The 19,612-nt window shown below is 66.8% G+C and carries 14 protein-coding genes; 9 read left to right on the top strand and 5 right to left on the bottom strand.

Features of this window, described 5'->3' with window-relative positions; all coding sequences use genetic code 11:
* Window positions 1-62: 62 nt before the first annotated feature.
* Window positions 63-689, bottom strand: coding sequence for a response regulator transcription factor (locus tag ABSY19_RS01595; RefSeq protein ID WP_291119523.1), 627 nt, complete (start codon window positions 687-689; stop codon window positions 63-65).
* Window positions 686-3,241: a PAS domain S-box protein gene (locus ABSY19_RS01590; protein WP_382158459.1), complete on the bottom strand. Its 2,556-nt coding sequence runs from the start codon at window positions 3,239-3,241 to the stop codon at window positions 686-688. The genes ABSY19_RS01595 and ABSY19_RS01590 overlap by 4 nt, the downstream gene beginning before the upstream one ends.
* 216 nt (window positions 3,242-3,457) lie before the next feature.
* On the opposite strand from ABSY19_RS01590, the gene aceE reads away from it, so the two are divergent.
* The 3 genes from aceE to lpdA are packed head-to-tail and all read left to right on the top strand — an operon-like array spanning window position 3,458 to window position 9,760.
* Window positions 3,458-6,169, top strand: coding sequence for a pyruvate dehydrogenase (acetyl-transferring), homodimeric type (gene aceE, locus ABSY19_RS01585; RefSeq protein ID WP_382158457.1), 2,712 nt, complete (start codon window positions 3,458-3,460; stop codon window positions 6,167-6,169).
* 15 nt (window positions 6,170-6,184) lie between these two features.
* Window positions 6,185-7,903, top strand: coding sequence for a dihydrolipoyllysine-residue acetyltransferase (gene aceF, locus ABSY19_RS01580; RefSeq protein ID WP_382158455.1), 1,719 nt, complete (start codon window positions 6,185-6,187; stop codon window positions 7,901-7,903).
* 12 nt (window positions 7,904-7,915) lie between these two features.
* Window positions 7,916-9,760 carry a dihydrolipoyl dehydrogenase gene (lpdA, locus tag ABSY19_RS01575; protein WP_382158453.1) on the top strand — a complete coding sequence of 615 codons (1,845 nt, stop codon included), beginning with the start codon at window positions 7,916-7,918 and terminating at the stop codon, window positions 9,758-9,760.
* A gap of 70 nt (window positions 9,761-9,830) precedes the next feature.
* Here lpdA and ABSY19_RS01570 read toward each other — a convergent pair whose 3' ends face one another.
* The gene (locus tag ABSY19_RS01570; protein WP_382158451.1) at window positions 9,831-11,183 is read right to left on the bottom strand and encodes a hypothetical protein; all 1,353 of its coding nucleotides are present in this window, start codon (window positions 11,181-11,183) and stop codon (window positions 9,831-9,833) included.
* A 98-nt stretch (window positions 11,184-11,281) separates the two neighbouring features.
* Between ABSY19_RS01570 and ABSY19_RS01565 the strand changes: the two genes are divergently transcribed.
* Both ABSY19_RS01565 and ABSY19_RS01560 read left to right on the top strand, forming a co-directional pair.
* The gene (locus ABSY19_RS01565) at window positions 11,282-12,217 is read left to right on the top strand and encodes a LysR family transcriptional regulator (RefSeq protein ID WP_382158449.1); all 936 of its coding nucleotides are present in this window, start codon (window positions 11,282-11,284) and stop codon (window positions 12,215-12,217) included.
* Complete coding sequence (locus ABSY19_RS01560) at window positions 12,214-13,200, top strand: Bug family tripartite tricarboxylate transporter substrate binding protein (RefSeq protein ID WP_382158447.1); 987 nt, start codon at window positions 12,214-12,216, stop codon at window positions 13,198-13,200. Before ABSY19_RS01565 ends, ABSY19_RS01560 begins: the two co-directional genes overlap by 4 nt.
* A 42-nt stretch (window positions 13,201-13,242) precedes the next feature.
* Here ABSY19_RS01560 and ABSY19_RS01555 read toward each other — a convergent pair whose 3' ends face one another.
* Complete coding sequence (locus ABSY19_RS01555; protein WP_382158445.1) at window positions 13,243-13,797, bottom strand: C40 family peptidase; 555 nt, start codon at window positions 13,795-13,797, stop codon at window positions 13,243-13,245.
* Between the two features lie 82 nt (window positions 13,798-13,879).
* Window positions 13,880-15,538, bottom strand: a complete 1,659-nt coding sequence (locus tag ABSY19_RS01550; protein WP_382158443.1) for a 4-hydroxyphenylacetate 3-hydroxylase family protein — start codon at window positions 15,536-15,538, stop codon at window positions 13,880-13,882.
* A 136-nt stretch (window positions 15,539-15,674) separates the two neighbouring features.
* On the opposite strand from ABSY19_RS01550, the gene ABSY19_RS01545 reads away from it, so the two are divergent.
* The 4 genes from ABSY19_RS01545 (at window position 15,675) to ABSY19_RS01530 (ending at window position 19,601) form a co-directional block, all read left to right on the top strand.
* Window positions 15,675-16,409 carry a TetR/AcrR family transcriptional regulator gene (locus tag ABSY19_RS01545; RefSeq protein WP_382158441.1) on the top strand — a complete coding sequence of 245 codons (735 nt, stop codon included), beginning with the start codon at window positions 15,675-15,677 and terminating at the stop codon, window positions 16,407-16,409.
* Between the two features lie 78 nt (window positions 16,410-16,487).
* A complete protein-coding gene (locus tag ABSY19_RS01540) occupies window positions 16,488-17,096 on the top strand; it encodes an isochorismatase family protein (protein ID WP_382163999.1) in 609 nt (202 codons plus the stop codon).
* 127 nt (window positions 17,097-17,223) lie between these two features.
* Window positions 17,224-19,119 (top strand): propionate--CoA ligase, encoded by a 1,896-nt coding sequence (locus ABSY19_RS01535; RefSeq protein WP_382158439.1) that lies wholly within the window; start codon window positions 17,224-17,226, stop codon window positions 19,117-19,119.
* Between the two features lie 107 nt (window positions 19,120-19,226).
* On the top strand, window positions 19,227-19,601 hold the full coding sequence (locus ABSY19_RS01530; protein ID WP_204731485.1) for a helix-turn-helix transcriptional regulator: 375 nt from the start codon (window positions 19,227-19,229) through the stop codon (window positions 19,599-19,601).
* Window positions 19,602-19,612: the final 11 nt, after the last annotated feature.

Below are 19,612 nucleotides of genomic sequence, written 5' to 3'. Positions count from 1 at the left end.
TGCAAACGCCCGCCGGGAGAGCGGCGGGCGTTAGGGGGAATGGGTGTGGCTGATGAAGGGGTTCAGGCCTTGGCCGGGGTCTGCCCCAGCGCGATCTTGAGCAGGTCGGCCACGGTGTTGGCGCCGAGCTTTTCCATGATGTTGGCGCGGTGCGCCTCCACCGTCTTGATGCTGATGCCCAGGTCGTCGGCGATCTGCTTGTTCAGCCGGCCGGCGACGATGCGTTCGAGCACCTGCGCCTCGCGGCTGGTGAGCTTGGAGAGCAGGGCGTCGCGGCTGACCGCCTGCTGGTGGGTGGCGAAGGCTTCGCGCGCGTGTTCGAGCATGCGCTCGACCAGGGCCACGAGCTGGTCTTCCTTGAAGGGTTTCTGGATGAAGTCGAGCGCGCCGCGCTTCATCGATTCCACTGCCATGGGCACATCGCCGTGGCCGGTGATGAAGACGATGGGCAGGGGCGACTGGCGCTCGATCAGGCGTTCCTGCAGTTCCATGCCGGTCATGCCGCCCATGCGGATGTCGGCGATCAGGCAGGCCACTTCGCGTGCGTCGTAGCGGCTCAGAAAGGCTTCGGCCGATTCGAAACATCGGACCCGGAAGTCCTTGCCTTCGAGCAGCCATTGCAGAGAGTCGCGCACCGCCTCGTCGTCATCGACCACGTAGACGCTGCCTTTTTTTGGGATCAAACTCATCTCGCTCTTTCAGTGTCCGTCAGCGGCTCTGTGGCGGGCCCGGCCGCGGCGCTGAGATTCTGCAGCCGAGAGATCACGGGGATCCAGAAGCTGAAGCAGCAGCCCACCACCTCTTCACCATTGTAGATGTTCTGAACCTGCATCCGGCCGTGGTGCGATTCGACGATGCTGCGGCACAGTTTGAGACCGATGCCCATGCCTTCGCTCTTGGTGCTGTAGAAGGCTTCGTAGATGCGCTCGATCATTTCGTCGGGCACGCCATTGCCCGAGTCGCGCACCGAGAACTCCACCACGTCCACGTCGTCCAGGCGGCGTGGCCCGACGCGCAACTCCACATAGCGTTCGCCTGGTGCGCGCCCCGCTTGGGCGATGGCTTCGCCCGCGTTCTTGAGGAGATTGATCAGGACCTGCTCGATCAGGATGGGATCGACCATGAGATTCGGCAAGCGCGCGGCCACGTAGGGCGAGAGGCGCACCTGATGCCGGCGCAGCTCGATGTCGGCGAGTTCGATCGCGTTGCTCACCATCTGTGCCACGTCGGACAGCGTGGGATTGGGTTCGCTGCGCTTCACGAAGGCCCGGATGCGCTGGATGATCTGCCCCGCGCGCTGGGCCTGGCGCGAGGTCTTCTCCAGCGCGCCCAGCAACTCGTCGGTGGTGATGCGCTGCTCGGTCACGCGCGAGATCATGCCGTTGCAATAGTTGGTGATCGCGGTCAGCGGCTGGTTGAGTTCGTGCGCCACGCTCGATGCCATCTCTCCCATGGTGATCAAGCGGCTCGCGGTCTGCGCGCGCTCGGCCTGGCGAGAGGCTTGTTCTTCCGCGTAGCGGCGGGGCGTGATGTCGCTGGCGATCACCATCTGCGCCAGCCGGCCGTCGACCCAGGTGAGGTAACGCGTGCGCACCTCCAGCCAGCGGTCCAGTTCTTCCACGAACACTTCCGCGTTCTCTGCGCCCGCGTCGGTCAGCGTTTCGGTGGGCATGCCGGCGAAGGCGTCCACGGCATCCCCGTCGTCGGGGCTGGGGGAGGGCTGGTTGCCGGCCAGATCAACCAGGTGGCGGTGCCCTTGACCGCGGGTGCCGAACCACAGGCGGTACATCTTGTTGGCGAACAGCATCTCGTCGCTGCCCAGGGGCGCGACCGAGACCGCGGAGTCCAAAGACTCCAGCACCGTGGTGAAGCGTTCGTAGGAGGCCGAAAGCTCCTCCCGGATGCGCTTGGGCTCGGTGATGTCGGTCATGGACGTCATCCAGCCGGTCTGGTGACCCTTGGGGTCGATCAGGGGCGAGACGTACATGCGCGCGTCGAAGATGCTGCCGTCGCGGCGCTTCACATGCACCTCGAAGCCACCGGGCGTGGAGCGGCCACGCAGCTCGTCTTCCAGGCGCGCGGCGAGTTGATCGTGTTCCTCTTCCGGCCAGTAGGGGAAGGGCGCGGTGCGGCCGACAAGCTCGCCTTCGGTCCAGCCGGTCATCGAGCAGAAGGCCGGGTTGACGTAGGTGATGCGCCCCTGCATATCGAGGGCGCGCATGCCGGTGAGCATGGAGTTTTCCATCGCGCGGCGGAAGTTGGTCTCGGCCACCAGCGCCTGCTGCGCCTGCACGCGGCGGCGGGTGTGGCGCCAGGTGCCGAGCAGCATCCAGACCGTGAGCGCGGAGAGCGCGCCGATGACCCAGAAGAAACCACTGCCCACGATGTCCTGCGACGTGCGGTAGCCCTGGGCTTTCAGGATCAGGCCGTTGCCCACCGGCGAGACGGGCACCTCGTGCTCCAGCGGCGGGTTGGACCACGGCAGCAGGCGCAGCACGCTGGTGGGTGTCTGCAGGCTGCCGGCCAGCACGCGGCCGCGGTCGTCCACCAAGGCCACGGCATAGCGGGCCATGATTTCCGGCGGGATGCCGAAACGCATCAGCCCGTCGACCGAGTACTCGCCCATGATGGTGCCGGAGAAGCGGCCCTGCTCGCTCAGCGGCACGTGCAGCATCAGCGTGGAATTGCGCGCGTCCTCGCCCAGCGGGCGCGAGTAGATGGGTTGGCGCAGGTCCCGGGCCAGGTCGAAGGAGCCGTCGGTTTCGCCGGCCGAGAGCACCGTGCCCACGGGGCGCACCAGCGTCGCTGGCGCGCTGGGCGAGGCGTAGGTGGCCAGCACGTTGCGCCGGCCATCGATCCAGCTGATGGCCAGCATCTCGGGGAACTGGCTCACCAGGGATTCGACCTGGAACTCGAACTCCTCGCTCTCGATCTCCTTGTTGCCCACTTCACGGGCCAGTCGCATGAGCTGCTCCTGCCGTTCGAGCAGGCGCAGGCGCAGGCGCTGCTGGGCGTACTCCACGTCGCGCGTGACGGCCTCCTGTTCGCGTTCGAGTTCCTCGTAACGCAGGTAGGTGATGGCGACCACGATGGCCGAGAGGAACAGGAGCACGGCCAGCAAGGGGCCGAGGGTGGCGAAGCGATCCTGGCGGGACGGCGGCAGGCGGCGCCACCAGCGCTTCCACCAGACGGCCTGGGCAGGCGGGCTGTTGGGTGGCGTGGTTTGGGGCAGGGGAATCATGAACCCGAGAGTCTACGTGAGTGGTTGCTCCACGCCCTTCGGAGGGGCTGGAGAAACGCGTGTTTTGTCGCGCCCAGGGCCTGTCTCGCCAACTGTTTGAATTTTCACAATATAAAAACATAAAGCATATGTTGAAAATGAAAAGCTTTTGTGGAAAAATCAGTGACAGTGCGGATGGACCTCCGTAAGCTCGATTCAAACCAACAGGAGACAACAATGTCAGCGAATGACGCTCTCAATGCCCGTGGTGCCGCCGATGCGGATTCCCAGGAAACCCGTGAGTGGATGGAGGCGCTGGCCGCCGTCATCGAGCGTGAGGGCCCCGAGCGCGCGCACTTCCTGCTCGAACAGCTGCTGGAAGAAGCCCGTCAGCACAGCATCGACCTGCCGTTCTCGGCCACCACCGGTTACGTCAACACCATCGAGCCCAACCAGGAAGAGCGCTGCCCGGGCAACATCGAGATCGAAGAACGCCTGCGCGCCTACATGCGATGGAACGCCATGGCCATGGTGGTCAAGGCCAACCGCCACAACCCCGAGGACGGGGGTGACCTGGGCGGCCACATCGGTTCGTTTGCCTCGCTGGCCCACATGTTCGGTGCCGGCTTCAACCACTTCTGGCACGCCGAGAGCGAGAACCACGGCGGCGACTGCCTCTACATCCAGGGCCACGTGTCGCCGGGCGTCTATGCCCGCGCCTACCTGGAAGGCCGCTTGACCGAAGAGCAACTGCTCAACTTCCGCCAGGAAGTCAACGGCAAGGGCCTTTCCAGCTACCCGCACCCCAAGCTCATGCCCGAGTTCTGGCAGTTCCCCACGGTGTCGATGGGCCTGGGCCCGCTGATGGCGATCTACCAGGCGCGCTTCCTCAAGTACCTGCATGCCCGCGGCATCGCCAACACCGAGAACCGCAAGGTCTGGGTGTTCTGCGGCGACGGCGAGATGGACGAAGTCGAGTCGCTGGGCGCCATCAGCCTGGCCGCCCGTGAAAACCTGGACAACCTGATCTTCGTGGTGAACTGCAACCTGCAGCGCCTGGACGGCCCGGTGCGCGGCAACGGCAAGATCATCCAGGAACTCGAAGGCGAGTTCCGCGGCTCCGGCTGGAACGTGATCAAGCTGCTGTGGGGCAGCGAGTGGGACTCGCTGCTGGCGCGCGACAAGGACGGCGCGCTGCGCAAGATCATGATGGACACGGTCGACGGCGACTACCAGTCCTTCAAGGCCAACGACGGCGCCTACGTGCGCAAGCACTTCTTCGGCCGCGATCCCAAGACGCTGGAGATGGTCGCCCATCTGAGCGACAACGACATCTGGAACCTCAAGCGCGGCGGCCATGACCCGCAGAAGGTTTACGCGGCTTACCACAAGGCGGTCAACCACAAGGGCCAGCCCACCGTGCTGCTGATCAAGACCGTCAAGGGTTTCGGCATGGGCAAGGCGGGCGAGGGCAAGAACACGGTCCACCAGACCAAGAAGCTCACGGACGAGGACATCAAGATCTTCCGCGACCGCTTCAACCTGCCGATCCCGGACAGCGAACTCTCCAAGATCCCGTTCTACAAGCCGGCCGAAGACACGCCGGAAATGAAGTACCTGCACGAGCGCCGCCAGGCCCTGGGCGGCTACCTGCCCAAGCGCCGCGTGAAAGCCGACGAGAGCTTCACCGTGCCCTCGCTCGACACCTTCAAGGCCGTGCTCGACCCGACGGCCGAAGGCCGCGAGATCTCGACCACGCAGGCCTACGTGCGCTTCCTCACCCAGCTGCTGCGCGACCAGGCCCTGGGCCCGCGCGTCGTGCCCATCCTGGTGGATGAAGCCCGCACCTTCGGCATGGAAGGCCTGTTCCGTCAGGTCGGCATCTACAACCCGCACGGTCAGCAGTACACCCCGGTCGACAAGGACCAGGTGATGTATTACAAGGAAGACAAGGCCGGCCAGATACTGCAGGAAGGCATCAACGAAGCCGGCGGCATGAGCAGCTGGATCGCGGCGGCCACGAGCTACAGCACGAGCAACCGCATCATGGTGCCGTTCTATGTGTACTACTCCATGTTCGGCTTCCAGCGCATCGGCGACCTCGCCTGGGCGGCGGGCGACATGCAGGCGCGCGGCTTCCTGCTGGGCGGCACCTCGGGCCGCACCACGCTCAACGGCGAAGGCCTGCAGCACGAAGACGGCCACAGCCACATCCTGGCCGGCACGATCCCGAACTGCATCAGCTACGACCCGACCTTCGCGCACGAAGTGGCGGTGATCCTGCACCACGGCTTGAAGCGCATGGTGGAGAAGCAGGACAACGTTTTCTACTACCTGACGCTGCTCAACGAGAACTACCCCATGCCCGGCCTGCAGCCCGGCACGGAGGAGCAGATCATCAAGGGCATGTACTACTGCAAGCAGGCGCCGGCCCTCAAGAAGGACGCGCCCAGCGTGCAACTGCTGGGCAGCGGTACCATCCTGCGCGAAAGCATCGCCGCGCAGGAACTGCTGGAGAAGGACTGGGGCGTGAGCGCTGGTGTGTGGAGCTGCCCGAGCTTCAACGAGCTGGCCCGCGATGGCCAGGACGCCGACCGCTGGAACCTGCTGCACCCGGCCGAAACGCCGCGCGTGCCCTTCGTGGCGCAGCAGCTGAACGCCACCACCGGCCCGGTGATCGCGTCCACCGACTACATGAAGAACTACGCGGAGCAGATCCGCCCCTTCATCCCCAAGGAGCGCACGTACAAGGTGCTGGGCACGGACGGCTTCGGCCGCAGCGATTTCCGCAGCAAGCTGCGCGAGCACTTCGAGATCAACCGCCACTACATCGTGGTCGCCGCGCTCAAGGCCTTGAGCGAAGAGGGCAAACTGCCGGTGGCCAAGGTGGCCGAGGCGATCAAGAAGTACGGCATCAACGCCGACAAAGTGAACCCGCTGTACGCGTAATCCGGAGACAAGAACATGGCACTGATTGATGTGAAGGTCCCGGACATCGGGGACTTTGATGAAGTGGCGGTCATCGAACTGCTGGTGAAGGTGGGTGACACGGTCAAGGCCGAGCAGTCGCTGATCACGGTCGAGTCCGACAAGGCCTCGATGGAGATCCCTTCCAGCACGGCCGGCGTGGTCAAGGAACTCAAGGTCGCGCTGGGCGACAAGGTCAAGCAGGGTTCGGTGGTGCTGGTGCTGGAGGCGGCGGGAGAGGCCGCAGCCGCTCCGGCCCCGGCGGCGGCCGCACCGGCTGCAGCCGCTCCGGCCCCGGCGGCGGCCGCACCGGCTGCAGCCGCTGCACCGGCCTCGGCCCCTGCGGCACCGGCTGCCGCGCCTGCGGCGGCGCCCGCTGCGGCTGCCGGCCCGGTGGAGGTGCGTGTGCCCGACATCGGCGACTTCAAGGACGTCGCGGTGATCGAGGTGCTGGTCAAGCCCGGCGACAAGATCTCGGTGGAGCAGAGCCTGATCACGGTCGAATCCGACAAGGCCTCGATGGAAATCCCGTCTTCGGCCGCTGGCGTGCTCAAGGAGCTCAAGGTCAAGATCGGCGACACCGTGAACATCGGTGACTTGCTGGCGATTCTGGAAGGTTCTGCGGCGGCTGCCGCCCCGGCCGCAGCGCCAGCGCCCGCCGCCGCACCGACGGCCGCGCCCGCGGCACCTGCTGCCGCTGCGGCAGCACCCCAGGCCGCCACGGCTTCGGCGCCCGCCGCCGCCGCACCGGCCCACAACCCCACCGCCACGGCGCCGCTGGGCCTGCCCCACGCCTCGCCCTCGGTGCGCAAGTTCGCCCGTGAACTCGGTGTGCCGCTGGAAGAGGTCAAGGGCAGCGGTCCCAAGGGCCGCATCGTGCTGGACGACGTGCAAGGCTTCACCAAGGCCGTGATGGCCGGCGCCACGCAAACCAAGGCGCAGGCGGCCAAGGCCCCGGCCAGCGGTGGTGGCGACGGGGCCGGCCTGGGCCTGATCCCCTGGCCGAAGGTCGACTTCGCCAAGTTCGGCCCGATCGAGCGCAAGGAGATGGGCCGCATCAAGAAGATCAGCGGCGCCAACCTGCTGCGCAACGCGGTCATGATCCCGGCGGTCACCAACCACGACGACGCCGACATCACCGACCTCGAAGCCTTCCGCGTGTCCACCAACAAGGAAAACGAGAAGAGCGGCGTGAAAGTCACCATGCTCGCTTTCCTGATCAAGGCCTGCGTGGCCGCGCTCAAGAAATTCCCCGAGTTCAACAGCTCGATCGACGGCGATGCCCTGATCTACAAGCAGTTCTGGCACATCGGCTTCGCGGCCGACACGCCCAACGGCCTGATGGTCCCGGTGATCAAGGACGCCGACAAGAAGGGCGTGCTGCAGATCAGCCAGGAAATGGGCGAACTCGCCAAGAAGGCGCGCGAGGGCAAGCTGAGCCCGGCCGAGATGAGCGGGGCGACCTTCACCATCTCCAGCCTGGGTGGCATTGGCGGGCGTTATTTCACGCCCATCATCAACGCGCCGGAAGTGGCCATCCTCGGCGTGTGCAAGAGCACCATGGAGCCGGTGTGGGACGGCAAGGCCTTCCAGCCGCGCCTGATGCTGCCGCTCTCGCTGACCTGGGACCACCGCGTGATCGACGGCGCCGCCGCCGCGCGCTTCAACGTGTACCTCGGCCAGATCCTCAGCGACTTCCGTCGCGTGTTGCTGTAAAGGACCACGCAGATGGCACTCATCGATATTCAAGTCCCCGACATCGGCGACTTCGACGAAGTGGCGGTGATCGAGTTGCTGGTCAAGCCCGGCGACACGGTCAAGGCCGAACAAAGCCTGATCACGGTCGAGTCCGACAAGGCCTCGATGGAGATTCCGTCTTCCCAGGCCGGCGTGGTCAAGGAGCTCAAGGTCAAGCTGGGCGACAAGGTCAAGCAGGGCAGCGTGGTGCTGACGCTGGAAGCGGCGGGTGAGGCCGCTGCCGCGCCCGCCGCCAGCGCACCGGCACCCGCGCCACAAGCGGCGCCGGCTGCGGCCCCGGTGGCTGCGGCCCCGGTGGCTGCGCCGACCGCCGCCAGCTTCGGCGGCAGCGCCGATCTCGAGTGCGACGTGGTCGTGCTCGGCGGTGGTCCTGGCGGCTACAGCGCGGCCTTCCGCGCGGCCGACCTGGGCCTGAAGGTCGTCATCGTCGAGCGCTACGCCACCCTGGGTGGCGTGTGCCTGAACGTGGGCTGCATTCCTTCCAAGGCGCTGCTGCACGTGGCGGCGGTGATGGACGAGGTCAGCCACATGGCGGCGCTGGGCGTGGAGTTCGGCCGCCCGGTGGTCAACATCGAGAAGCTGCGCGGCCACAAGGAAAAGGTGATCGGCAAGCTCACCGGTGGCCTGGCCGCCATGGCCAAGATGCGCAAGGTCACGACCGTGCGCGGTGTCGGTTCCTTCGTGGGCGCCAACCACCTGGAAGTGGAAGAGACCACGGGGGCCACCGGCCAGGAGAAGACAGGCAAGAAGCAGGTGATCGGCTTCAAGAAGGCCATCATCGCCGCCGGTTCGCAGGCCGTGCGCCTGCCCTTCATGCCGGACGATCCGCGCGTGGTGGACAGCACCGGCGCGCTCGCGCTCAAGGAAGTCCCCAAGCGCATGCTGATCCTGGGCGGCGGCATCATCGGCCTGGAAATGGGCACGGTCTACAGCACGCTGGGCGCGCGCCTGGACGTGGTGGAGATGCTCGACGGCCTGATGCAGGGCGCCGACCGCGACCTGGTGAAGATTTGGCAGAAGATGAATGCGCCGCGCTTTGACAACATCATGCTCAAGACCAAGACGGTGTCGGCCAAGGCCACGCCGGCCGGCATCGAGGTGACGTTCGAGAGCGCCGAGCCGGGTGGCACGGCGCCCGCGCCGCAGACCTACGACCTGGTGCTGCAGGCCGTGGGCCGCACGCCCAACGGCAAGAAGATCGGCGCCGAGAAGGCCGGTGTGGCGGTGACCGACCGGGGCTTCATCAACGTCGACATCCAGATGCGCACTAACGTGCCCAACATCTTCGCCATTGGCGACATCGTGGGCCAGCCCATGCTGGCGCACAAGGCGGTGCATGAGGCGCACGTGGCGGCCGAGGTGATCGCGGGTGAACTGCAGGGCAACAAGGAGCTGGCCAGCGCCGCGTTCAACGCGCGCGTCATTCCGAGCGTGGCCTACACCGACCCCGAGGTGGCCTGGGTGGGCCTGACCGAAGACCAGGCCAAGGCGCAGGGCATCAAGGTCAAGAAGGGCCTGTTCCCCTGGACGGCCTCGGGCCGCGCCATCGCCAATGGCCGCGACGAAGGCGTGACCAAGCTGTTGTTCGACGACTCGCCCGAGGCCCATGGCCACGGCAAGATCCTGGGCGGCGGCATGGTGGGCACGCATGCAGGCGACATGATCGGCGAGATCGCCCTCGCCATCGAGATGGGCGCGGATGCGGTGGACATTGGCAAGACCATCCACCCCCACCCCACGCTGGGCGAGAGCATCGGCATGGCGGCCGAGATCGCCCACGGCTCCTGCACGGACGTGCCGCCGCAGCGCAAGTAAACGCCGCAACGCCGGCCAAAAAAGAAGTCGCCAGCCCTCACGGGCCGGCGGCTTTTTTCATGGGCCGCATTCAGCGAGCCGGGACGCGGCTGGCCAGCGGCGCGCTTCGGTAGTCGGGCAGCAGCTTGCAGGTGTCGCCATACGCGGCCTCGTAGCCCTTGCAGAGCGTGGCCACCGTCTGGGGCGTGGGCTTCTCGTTCTTGTCGATCCAGTTGAGCAGGGCGGTGAACAGCGCGGGGTACTGCGGATCGCTCAGGTAGCTGTGCTCGGACTCGTCGCTGAAGGTCTGCACCAGCAGGTTGCCCCTGCCCGCGCGATCCAGTGTCTCGCGGTAGGCGGAAGAGAGTTCGACGAACGCGGTCGGGTCGTTGACGGCGTGCAGCGAGAGCACGGGCATGTTGATCCGGCCTTGGGGGTCGCTGTCCTTCGCCAGCTCGGTGACGGCCACCGGGTCGGCGGTGTAGCGCAGCACGCCCGCGTTCAGGGCCGCGTCGTCCGTGGAGCCGGTGTACCGAACGTTGGCGTTGTTGAACGGGTTGCGGTTGCCCAGGCGCAGCTGCGTCAGATCGCGGAACAGCCAGGTCGCCCAGTTGAGGTGGGCGATGAGCGAGCGCTCGGGGATCTTGATGACGTTGACGATGTTGGCGAGGTTGGTCTTCTGCTGTTCGGTGCGTTGCGCGGCGGGCTTGCGCACGCCGGTGCATTCGTCCACGCGGTTGGCCAGTTCGGCGCGCGTGAGCTTGGCGTCTATGGGCAGGCCCTGCCACAGCGGGTACGGGGGCTCATCTGCCTTCGGGTGGTTCTTGCACACGTACTGGTAGACCACGCGCAAGTCGATCCGGAAGTCGTAAGCGCGGGTGCCGCCGCCCAGCATGCCGCTGGTGAGCAGCATGCCGTCGTAAGGGCCTTTGACCGGTCCGTTGGGGCCGTCCACCGTGGCGTACAGCTCGGCGCCCTTGGCGGCGACCGAGCCGCCGTAGCTTTGCCCATGCAGGATGGTGCGGCGGGGCGGGCCGAAATGCTTCACGAAGACGCGGCGCACGCGCTCGGTGTCCTCGGCCGCCATGCTCACGCCAAAGCCGCCCCGGCGGTAGGTGGCGCCCGCCCAGGCGTGGCCGGCCTTGACGGTCACGGCCCAGCGTTTGAGGTCTTCCTCGCCGCGCGCCAGCGTGGCCGGGCCGGTGTCGGCAGGGCCGCCATGGGCATGCACCACGAGCACGCCGGTTTCAGGTTTCCACCCGGCGGGCAAGGCGATCCAGTAGAAGCCGCCCAGCCCGTCCTCGCCCGTGTGGCAGGTGGCACCGGCCGGCACTTCGGCGGGGCAGGCGCGGGGCTGGGGGTCGGTAGGCGCCTGGGCGATGGCGCCGCCGCTGTGACCGGCGAGGGCCGCCAGCGCCAGCAGCGCGATGGGGCGAAGGGGCATGAAAGGTCTCCTGTGGTTGTTCGAATCCACGCGGACGATAGGTGCGCCGCCACCCCATGTCAAATATACTGAAACCCGAATTTCAATACCTTTCAGATATGGAAATCAGGCACCTGCGCTACTTCCTGGCCGTCGCCGAGGCCGGCCACATGACCCGCGCGGCCGAGCGCCTGGGCATCCAGCAGCCGCCACTGAGCCTGCAGATCAAGGCACTGGAAAAGGAGCTGGGCGTTGCCTTGTTCCATCGCCATCCCAAGGGCGTGGCGTTGTCGGACGCCGGGCGCCTGTTCGAGCGGGAAGCGCGCCAGCTGGTGGACGACATGGCGGCCATGGAGCAGCGCATGGCGCGCGTGGCGCGCGGCGAACTCGGTGTGCTCCATGTCGGCTTCACCAGCTCCGCCGCCGCGCATGCTTTCACCCCCGAGGCCTTGCGCGCCTGCCGGCGGGCCTGGCCCGGCATCGCACTGTCGATCCGCGAAGACCACGCGGCCGGCATCACCGAGGCGGTGGAGGCGGGGCGGCTGCATTGCGGCCTGATCCGCGTGCCGGTGTCGCAGCCCGAGAGCCTGACCTTCGAGGTGCTGCTGCGCGAGCCGGTGCTGGTGGCGCTGCCTGGAGACCACGCCTTGGCGCGACGCCGGTCGGGCGCGCTGGCGTTGGCGGACCTGCGCGAGGAGGGCTTCATCCTGGTGCGGCAGCCCGGTGCCCCGGGGCTGTACGCCAACCTGCTGGCGCTGTGCGAAGCCCATGGTTTTCGTCCGCGCATTGCCGCCGAGGTCGAGCGCATGGTGACCAGCCTGAACTTGGTGGCCGCAGGCGCGGGCATCGCGGTCGTGCCGACCTCCATGAGCGGGCTGCATCCCCACGCGGTGGTCTATCTGCCCTTGCGCGAAGGCACGCCGCTGGATGCGCCGCTGACCCTGGTGTACCGCTCGGCCGAAGCCTCCGGCCCGGCCGCGCATTTCCTCAAGATCGCCCGGGACACGGCGCGCAAGGCCCAGGCGCGCGCGCGACGGGGGCGCACCGTGGCATGAGAGAAGGGCTGTCGCGTCGGCAAGCGATCCCGGCGCTGCTGGCGCTGGCAGGCGTCGTCGAGCCACGGGCCAGCCATGCGCAGCCCGGGTGGCCTTCTCAGCCCTTGCGCATCATCGTCGTGTACCCACCGGGCGGGCTCAGCGATGGCGTCGCGCGCGCGCTGGCCGAGCGCCTGTCGTGGCAACTCGGCGTGGCGGTGCGGGTGGAAAACCGGGGTGGTGGGGGCGGCAGCGTGGGGCTGCAGGCGCTGGCGCGCGCGCCGGCCGACGGACACACACTGGCCTTCTCGGCGGTCAGCCCCTTGACCCTGCGCCCGCACCTCGGTGCGGTGGGCTACGACCCGTTTCGAGACATCGAGCCGGTGGCCAGCGTGATGTACACGCCCGTGCTGCTGGTGGGCACGCCGACCTTCATGGGCCGGGGCTTTGCGGACCTGCTCGCGCAAGCCAAAGCCCATCCAGGCGCGCTGCGCTGGGCCACCTCCGGCCTGGCCACCGCCGGCCATCTGGTGCTGGAACAGGTGCAGCTGGGCAGCGGCGTGGTGGTCACGCACATTCCGTACAAGGGCGGCGGCCAGCAGCTCACCGACGCACTGGGCGGGCAGTTCGAGTTGCTGTCGACCAACGTGGCTCCGGCACAGCTGGCCCACATCGAGGCCGGTCGTTTCAAGCCCCTGGCCGTGGGCGCGCCGCAGCGCCTGGAGGTCTTGCCGCAGGTGCCCACGTTTGCCGAGCTGGGGTTGCCCCAGGCCAATGTCACGTCGCTGTTCGGCCTGTTCGCGCCGGGTGGGACGCCGCCGCAGGTGCTGGACCGGCTGAATGCGGAAATCAACGCGGCGGTGCAGACGCCCCCCATTCGCGAGCGGCTGCTGGCGTCGGACAACCTGCCCGCGCTCGGCGACCGGCCTTCCTTCGCGCGCCGCATTGCCGAGGAATGGCGCAGCAACCGCCAGCTCAAGGGCGCGAACATCAAGATGGAGTGAGCGTCGGGGCGGCGACGCGGTGGCCGTGATGGCCAGGACGGCTCAGGGAGCCTTGTCGGCCACCGGCACGCGGCGCGCGCCATTGAATCGCTTGTTCCAGTAGGCCATGCGCATGTCTTCCATGCGCACCTGGGCACCGCTGCGCGGGGAGTGGATGAACTTGCCGTCGCCCACATAAATGCCGACGTGGCTGAAGGCCCGGCGCATGGTGTTGAAGAACACCAGGTCGCCCGGCTTGAGTTCGCTGCGGTCGATGGTCTGTGTGGCCGCGGCCTGTTCGTCGGAACGGCGGGGCAGGATCTTGCCCAGCGATTGTTCGTACACCGCGCGCACGAAGCCGCTGCAATCGAAGCCCGTTTCGGCGCTGTTGCCGCCATAGCGGTACGGCACGTCGAGGAAGGCCATGGCGTTGATGACGAGGCTGGAGGCCTGGTCGCTCACCGTCTCACGGGCATGCTGCACCTGTTGGCCGATGCGGGCCATCAGGCCTTTGTCGTTGAGCAGCGAGTCCATGTCTTCATAGCCGTTGGTGGTGCCCGGCGCGGCGTGGGCCACGGCCGAACCGCACAGCAGAAGAATGGGGAGCCAACGCGACATAGGGCGTGAGGGTATCGGCGCTGCTGCTGGAAGTCAAGCGAGAATCGAGCGCCAACCCCTTGATTTACAACCACTTTCGTATTCACTTCCTGGCCAGCTGGGCGGCTCGCGACGGAAGGCTGCTGGTGACCGACGGAAGATTCACCATCACGGGCTGACCGGGCGCGGTGCAGCCGGTGTCGCAGCACTTGCCGGGTTGGCGGTTTTTCGTGATGGCGCGTGCCGGGTCGTGAGGCGATGCGGCAGCGCTGCCGTCGGCCGCCACGCCGCGTTCCAGCAGACGTTCGACCAGCTCGACCTTGTTGCCCACCGGGTAGTTGCGCCAGATTTCCTGCTTCATGGCGGCTGGCGAACCGCCGCCGTGCAGGCTGATCACGCTGTACCAGCCACCCTGGTAGCCAGCGGTCAGGTCTTCAAGGAAACGCGCCGTCTGGATCCGCTGCTCGTAAGGCACGTCGGGGTTGGCGCGCAGCACGTCCGAGAGTTTCGCGCCGGTTTCGGGGTTGTGGTCTTCGTCCGGGCCGGGCAGGGTGACGATCAGGCCGCCGCTCACGTAGTGGGCGATGCGGTGCATGTCGTAGATCTGCGTGGCGAGCAGCAGCTTGCCGATGTTGGAGAACACGGGGTCGGGCATGAAGGTCTGGCTGTGCGGGTCGGCCTTGCCATAGACGCTGGCCGCCACGCCGCAGGCGTAGAAGCCCTCGGTGATGGTGATCAGTTCCACCATTTGTTCGCGCAGATGGGTTTCCCGACCCGGGTCAAAGCCATTGGCTTCGCACATGAGCGCCCCGGCGCCGATGAGGAGGTCGCCGAAGCCGGCGCGCGCGCCGATGCAGGTGTGGCGGTGGTGGGTGGCGTAGCTGTAGGTGAGGTGGCTGGAGTGTTCCCACTCGTCGGCGTAGAACACGCTGTCCCAGGGCACGAACACGCGGTCGAAGATGCAGACGCCGGTGCTCTGCCCGTACTTGCGGCTGAACAGGGCCTCGCCATGTTCGACCTTTTCGCCGGGTCGGCCGGCGGGGCGAGCGACGATGGTCAGGCCCGGTGCGTCGATGGGCACGGCGCAGCAGACGGCGAAGTCGGCGTCCTCGCGGCCCATGTGGCGGCACGGCATCACCAGCAGCTCGTGCACATAGGGCGCGCCGGTGACGATGGCCTTGGTGCCGCTGATGACGATGCCGCGTGCGTTTCTCTCCACCACGTGCACGTAGCTGTCCACGTTGGCCTGCTCATGCGGACGGCGGCTGCGGTCGCCCTTGGCATCGGTCATGGCCACGCCCAGGGTCAGGTCCTGGTCCTGCACGCGGTGCAGGTAGTTCAGGAAGCGCTGGGTGTGCTCGGTGGTCCCACGGGCATCGTCGATGCGGGCCGAGACCTGGCCGATGGCGTTGAGCGCGTCGTGGGTGAGGTAGCGCTGGGCGCAACCGGTCTCCTGGCACACCAGGCGCACGGCTTCCAGCTTGTTGAGCAGGTCGCCGCTGCTGGTGTTGATGTGGCTGAGGCGGTTCACCCGGCGGCCGCTGGTCTGCTGGACCGCCGTCATCAGCGGCGCGTACCGGGCTTGGAGGGCCAAGTCATAGGTGAGGGCGATGGCGTTGATCCCGGGTTGCAAGGCCGGTTCATCGGCCACGCTGTCCACCGCGCGCCCGTCCACGAACACGCGCGGCTTGCGCTCGCGCAGGGATTCGCGGAAATCCTTGCCGCTCATGAGCGTGGGTGGGTGAGCCAGTGAGTTGTTCATGGGATGGATGCCTCGTAGATGGATTGACGGTCGACGTATTTTTTTCCTCTCGAGCATTTATTTAAACAGTGTTCAATAATTTGTGCAAATGTTTAATTTCAGCGATCCGTGTTCGTCATGGCGATAAACTGCGCGCATGGACGTCCATTTGCATGAACTGATCCCCGTGCCCTCGGAGGCCGAGGCAGAGGCCGCGCGAGAACAACAACGCCAACGGCAGCTGCGCCAGGCGGCGCAGTCGGATTCCCGGCGCGCCCTGGTGTTGGAAGCGGCGCGCAGTGTCTTCGCCGAAAAGGGCGTGGAAGGCGCCAGCATCCGGGAAATCGCCAAGCGGGCGGCGTACACACCAGGGGCGATCTACAGCTACTTCGAGAGCAAGGAGGCGATCTACGCCGCGTTGCTGGCCGAATCGCTGGAGCGGCTGAACCAGGAGGTGGCTGCCGCCAAGCCGCCCAAACCCCAACCCCAGGCGATGCTCGCGGCCAAGGCGCAGGCTTGGTTCGGCTTCTACGCCCGCAACCCTCGCGATCTGGACCTGGGCTTCTACCTGGTGCAGGGGCTGGCCCCACGGGGCCTGACCAGCGAACTGAACCAGCAGCTCAACAGCCGCCTGCACGACGCCCTGCATCCTTGCGAACAGGCCTTGCAGGCCATGGGGCTCTCGCCCGAAGCCGCGCTGCGCGAGAACACCGCGCTCTTCGCCCATGGGGTGGGTTTGCTGCTGTTGCAGCACACCGGCCGCATCCGCATGTTCGGGCAGTCACCTGACGCGCTGTTCCAGGCCTATGTGGACCAACTCGTGGCCCGGTTGAGCCCGGGCGATGGCGCTTCAGCGGGTGAACCGGGGCAGGCCGATCTGTTCGGGGGCTGAGGGCATTCGCGGCCACCCCGACCGGCCCTGCGAAAATCCCCGCTTCTCCCCGAAGCCTTAGACGTGAAAGACAAACCGATGCTGCTGGACGCCTCCGATTCCCAACTGGTGCTGGTGGACTACCAGGCCCGCCTGATGCCCGCCATCTTCGAAGGCCCTCAAGTGCTGGCCAATGCCCTGCGCCTGGCGCGCATGGCCCAGGCCCTGCGGGTGCCCACCTGGGGCACCGAGCAGAACCCCGAAAAACTGGGACCCAACCCGCCCGAGCTGCGCGAGCTGTGCCAGAAGACCCTGTCCAAGATGCACTTCGGCGCCGTCTCCGATGGCCTGGCCGACTGGTTGCGCCCTCCCGCGCGTCAGCAGGCGTCCGGCAATGCGCGCAGCCTGCCCAAGCACCTGCAGAAGCCGGCGGCGGCACCAGCCTCGGAGCGCCAGACTGTCGTCGTGGCGGGCTGCGAGGCCCATGTGTGCCTGCTGCAGACCGCGCTGGAGCTGATCGAGCAGGAGTTCGACGTCTGGGTGGTGACGGATGCCTGCAGCTCGCGCACCGAGCGCAACCGAGACGCCGCCTTCGACCGCCTGGCCGGCGCGGGCGCCGAGCTGGTGACCACGGAGATGGTGGCCTTCGAGTGGCTGCGCACGGCCGAGCACCCCGCGTTCCGCGAGATCCAGGTCTTGATCAAATAAGAGAAGCGTGCAGCGGCGCAGGGCGGCGGCCTTGCGCCGTGTCAGCCTCGCGCAAGCGGGCTCAGCATAATTATGAATTCACTTTAGTGCGCGACTTTCGGGTCCATCAGTTGCAGGAGACATTCATATGAGTCAGGGCTACGCCGAGTTCTACCGCCGCTCCATCGAGGACCGCGATGCCTTCTGGACCGAACAGGCCGAGCTGGTGGACTGGCACAAGCCGTTCGACCGGGTCTGCAACCACGACCACCCGCCGTTCGCGCACTGGTTCGAGGGTGGGCTGACCAACCTGTGCCACAACGCGGTGGACCGCCACCTTCAGGATCGCGCCGATCAGAACGCGCTGATCTACGTGTCGACCGAGACCGACACCGAGCGCACCTACAGCTTTCGCGAATTGCATGCCGAGGTGCAGCGCATGGCAGCGGTGCTGCTGGGGCAGGGCGTGAAGAAGGGCGATCGGGTGTTGATCTACATGCCCATGATTCCCGAAGCCACCTTCGCCATGCTGGCCTGCGCGCGCATCGGCGCCATTCACTCGGTGGTGTTCGGCGGTTTCGCAAGCCATTCGCTGGCCAACCGCATTGACGATGCATCCCCCGTGGCCATCGTGAGCGCCGATGCAGGGTCGCGCGGTGGCAAGGTGGTCGAGTACAAGCCGCTGCTGGACGAAGCCCTTCGCCTGTCCAGCCACAAGCCGGCGTCGGTGGTGCTGGTCAATCGGGGCCTGGCGCCGATGTCCCTGGTGCCCGGGCGCGACCACGACTACACCGCTCTGCGCGAGCAGCACCTGAACACCCAGGTGCCCTGCGAATGGATGGAGTCGACCGCCATCAGCTACACGATCTACACGAGCGGCACCACCGGCAAGCCCAAGGGCGTGCAGCGCGATACCGGGGGCTACCTGGTGGCGCTGGCGGCGAGCATGAAGCACATCTTCATGGGCGAACCCGGTGAGACCTATTTCTCCACCAGCGACATTGGCTGGGTGGTGGGCCACAGCTACATCGTCTACGGCCCGCTGATCGCCGGCATGGCGACCATCCTGTACGAAGGCCTGCCGATCCGGCCCGATGGGGGCATCTGGTGGCGGCTGGTCGAGAAGTACAAGGTGACGGTGATGTTCAGCGCGCCCACCGCGGTGCGCGTGCTCAAGAAGCAGGACCCGGCCTACCTGAAGCAGTACGACCTCTCCAGCCTCAAGGCGCTGTTCCTCGCCGGCGAACCGCTGGACGAGCCCACGGCGCGCTGGATCAGCGACGGCCTGGGCGTGCCCATCATCGACAACTACTGGCAGACCGAGAGCGGCTGGCCCATTCTCACCATCGCCAACGGGGTCGAGAAGAGGCCCAGCAAGTTCGGCAGCCCGGGGGTGCCGATGTACGGCTACAGCGTCAAGCTGCTGCACGAGTCCACCGGTGAAGAGCTCACCGGTGCCGATGAGAAGGGCGTGGTGGTGATCGAAGGGCCGACACCGCCCGGCTTCATGCAGACCGTGTGGAAGGACGACGCGCGCTTCATCAACACCTACTGGAAGAGCATCCCGGGCAAGCTGGTCTACAGCACCTTCGACTGGGGCATCCGTGACCAGGACGGGTACTTCTACATCCTGGGCCGCACCGACGACGTGATCAACGTGGCGGGCCACCGGCTGGGCACGCGGGAGATCGAGGAGAGCATCTCCAGCCACGCCAACGTGGCGGAGGTGGCGGTGGTGGGCGTGGCCGACCAGCTCAAGGGGCAGGTGGCCATGGCCTTCGTGGTCGCCAAGGACACCTCGGCGCTCGGTGACGAGGCCTCGAAGCTCAAGCTGGAGGGCGAGATCATGAAGCGGGTGGACGAGCAGCTCGGTGCAGTGGCCCGCCCGGCCCGGGTGCGTTTCGTGACCGTGCTGCCCAAGACGCGCAGTGGCAAGCTGCTGCGGCGGGCCATCCAGGCGGTCTGCGAAGGCCGCGATCCGGGCGACCTCACGACCATGGACGATCCCGCCGCGCTGCAGCACATCAAGGATCTGCTGGCCTGAAACGCAGGGGAGGCCTTGCCGGCGTTCCGGTCGCGTTGGCAAGGCATGGTGGTTTGGGGTGTTTGTAAGTACAATTCATGCTTATATTTACACGAGCAACGACCGCCATGGAACAGATGATCGCGTCCGAAGGCCAAGTGGAAAAAGTCCGCGTGTTTGAACTCGCGGCCGAACTCTTCGGCGTGCTCGCCACCCCCATGCGGCTGCGCATCCTCAGTGCGCTTTGCGACAAGGAGAAGTCGGTTTCCCAGCTGTTGCAGGAAATCGACACCACCCAGCCCAATCTGTCGCAGCACCTGAACCTGCTCTACCGCGCGGGCGTGCTGGCCAAGCGCAAGGACGGCACGCAGGTGATCTACCGCGTGCAGAGCGAAAAGGCCGTCACCCTGTGCCGCACGGTCTGCACCCAGATCGCGATCGAGATGGACGAGCCGAGCTCGGTGCCGGCCTCCGAGCGCCTCTCGCCCCGCGTCGCGTCCTGACGAACGGCCCC

This window comes from Hydrogenophaga sp. ANAO-22 (assembly GCF_042466645.1).
Classification (GTDB): domain Bacteria; phylum Pseudomonadota; class Gammaproteobacteria; order Burkholderiales; family Burkholderiaceae_C; genus Hydrogenophaga.
This window is presented reverse-complemented; position numbering and strand designations above follow the sequence as displayed.

Excerpts from the sequence above, each read along its gene's own strand:
- ABSY19_RS01595 (WP_291119523.1), bottom strand. The coding sequence starts at position 689 with ATGAGTTTGATCCCAAAAAAAGGCAGCGTCTACGTGGTCGATGACGAC.
- ABSY19_RS01590 (WP_382158459.1), bottom strand. The coding sequence starts at position 3,241 with ATGATTCCCCTGCCCCAAACCACGCCACCCAACAGCCCGCCTGCCCAG.
- aceE (WP_382158457.1), top strand. The coding sequence starts at position 3,458 with ATGTCAGCGAATGACGCTCTCAATGCCCGTGGTGCCGCCGATGCGGAT.
- aceF (WP_382158455.1), top strand. The coding sequence starts at position 6,185 with ATGGCACTGATTGATGTGAAGGTCCCGGACATCGGGGACTTTGATGAA.
- lpdA (WP_382158453.1), top strand. The coding sequence starts at position 7,916 with ATGGCACTCATCGATATTCAAGTCCCCGACATCGGCGACTTCGACGAA.
- ABSY19_RS01570 (WP_382158451.1), bottom strand. The coding sequence starts at position 11,183 with ATGCCCCTTCGCCCCATCGCGCTGCTGGCGCTGGCGGCCCTCGCCGGT.
- ABSY19_RS01565 (WP_382158449.1), top strand. The coding sequence starts at position 11,282 with ATGGAAATCAGGCACCTGCGCTACTTCCTGGCCGTCGCCGAGGCCGGC.
- ABSY19_RS01560 (WP_382158447.1), top strand. The coding sequence starts at position 12,214 with ATGAGAGAAGGGCTGTCGCGTCGGCAAGCGATCCCGGCGCTGCTGGCG.
- ABSY19_RS01555 (WP_382158445.1), bottom strand. The coding sequence starts at position 13,797 with ATGTCGCGTTGGCTCCCCATTCTTCTGCTGTGCGGTTCGGCCGTGGCC.
- ABSY19_RS01550 (WP_382158443.1), bottom strand. The coding sequence starts at position 15,538 with ATGAACAACTCACTGGCTCACCCACCCACGCTCATGAGCGGCAAGGAT.
- ABSY19_RS01545 (WP_382158441.1), top strand. The coding sequence starts at position 15,675 with ATGGACGTCCATTTGCATGAACTGATCCCCGTGCCCTCGGAGGCCGAG.
- ABSY19_RS01540 (WP_382163999.1), top strand. The coding sequence starts at position 16,488 with ATGCTGCTGGACGCCTCCGATTCCCAACTGGTGCTGGTGGACTACCAG.
- ABSY19_RS01535 (WP_382158439.1), top strand. The coding sequence starts at position 17,224 with ATGAGTCAGGGCTACGCCGAGTTCTACCGCCGCTCCATCGAGGACCGC.
- ABSY19_RS01530 (WP_204731485.1), top strand. The coding sequence starts at position 19,227 with ATGGAACAGATGATCGCGTCCGAAGGCCAAGTGGAAAAAGTCCGCGTG.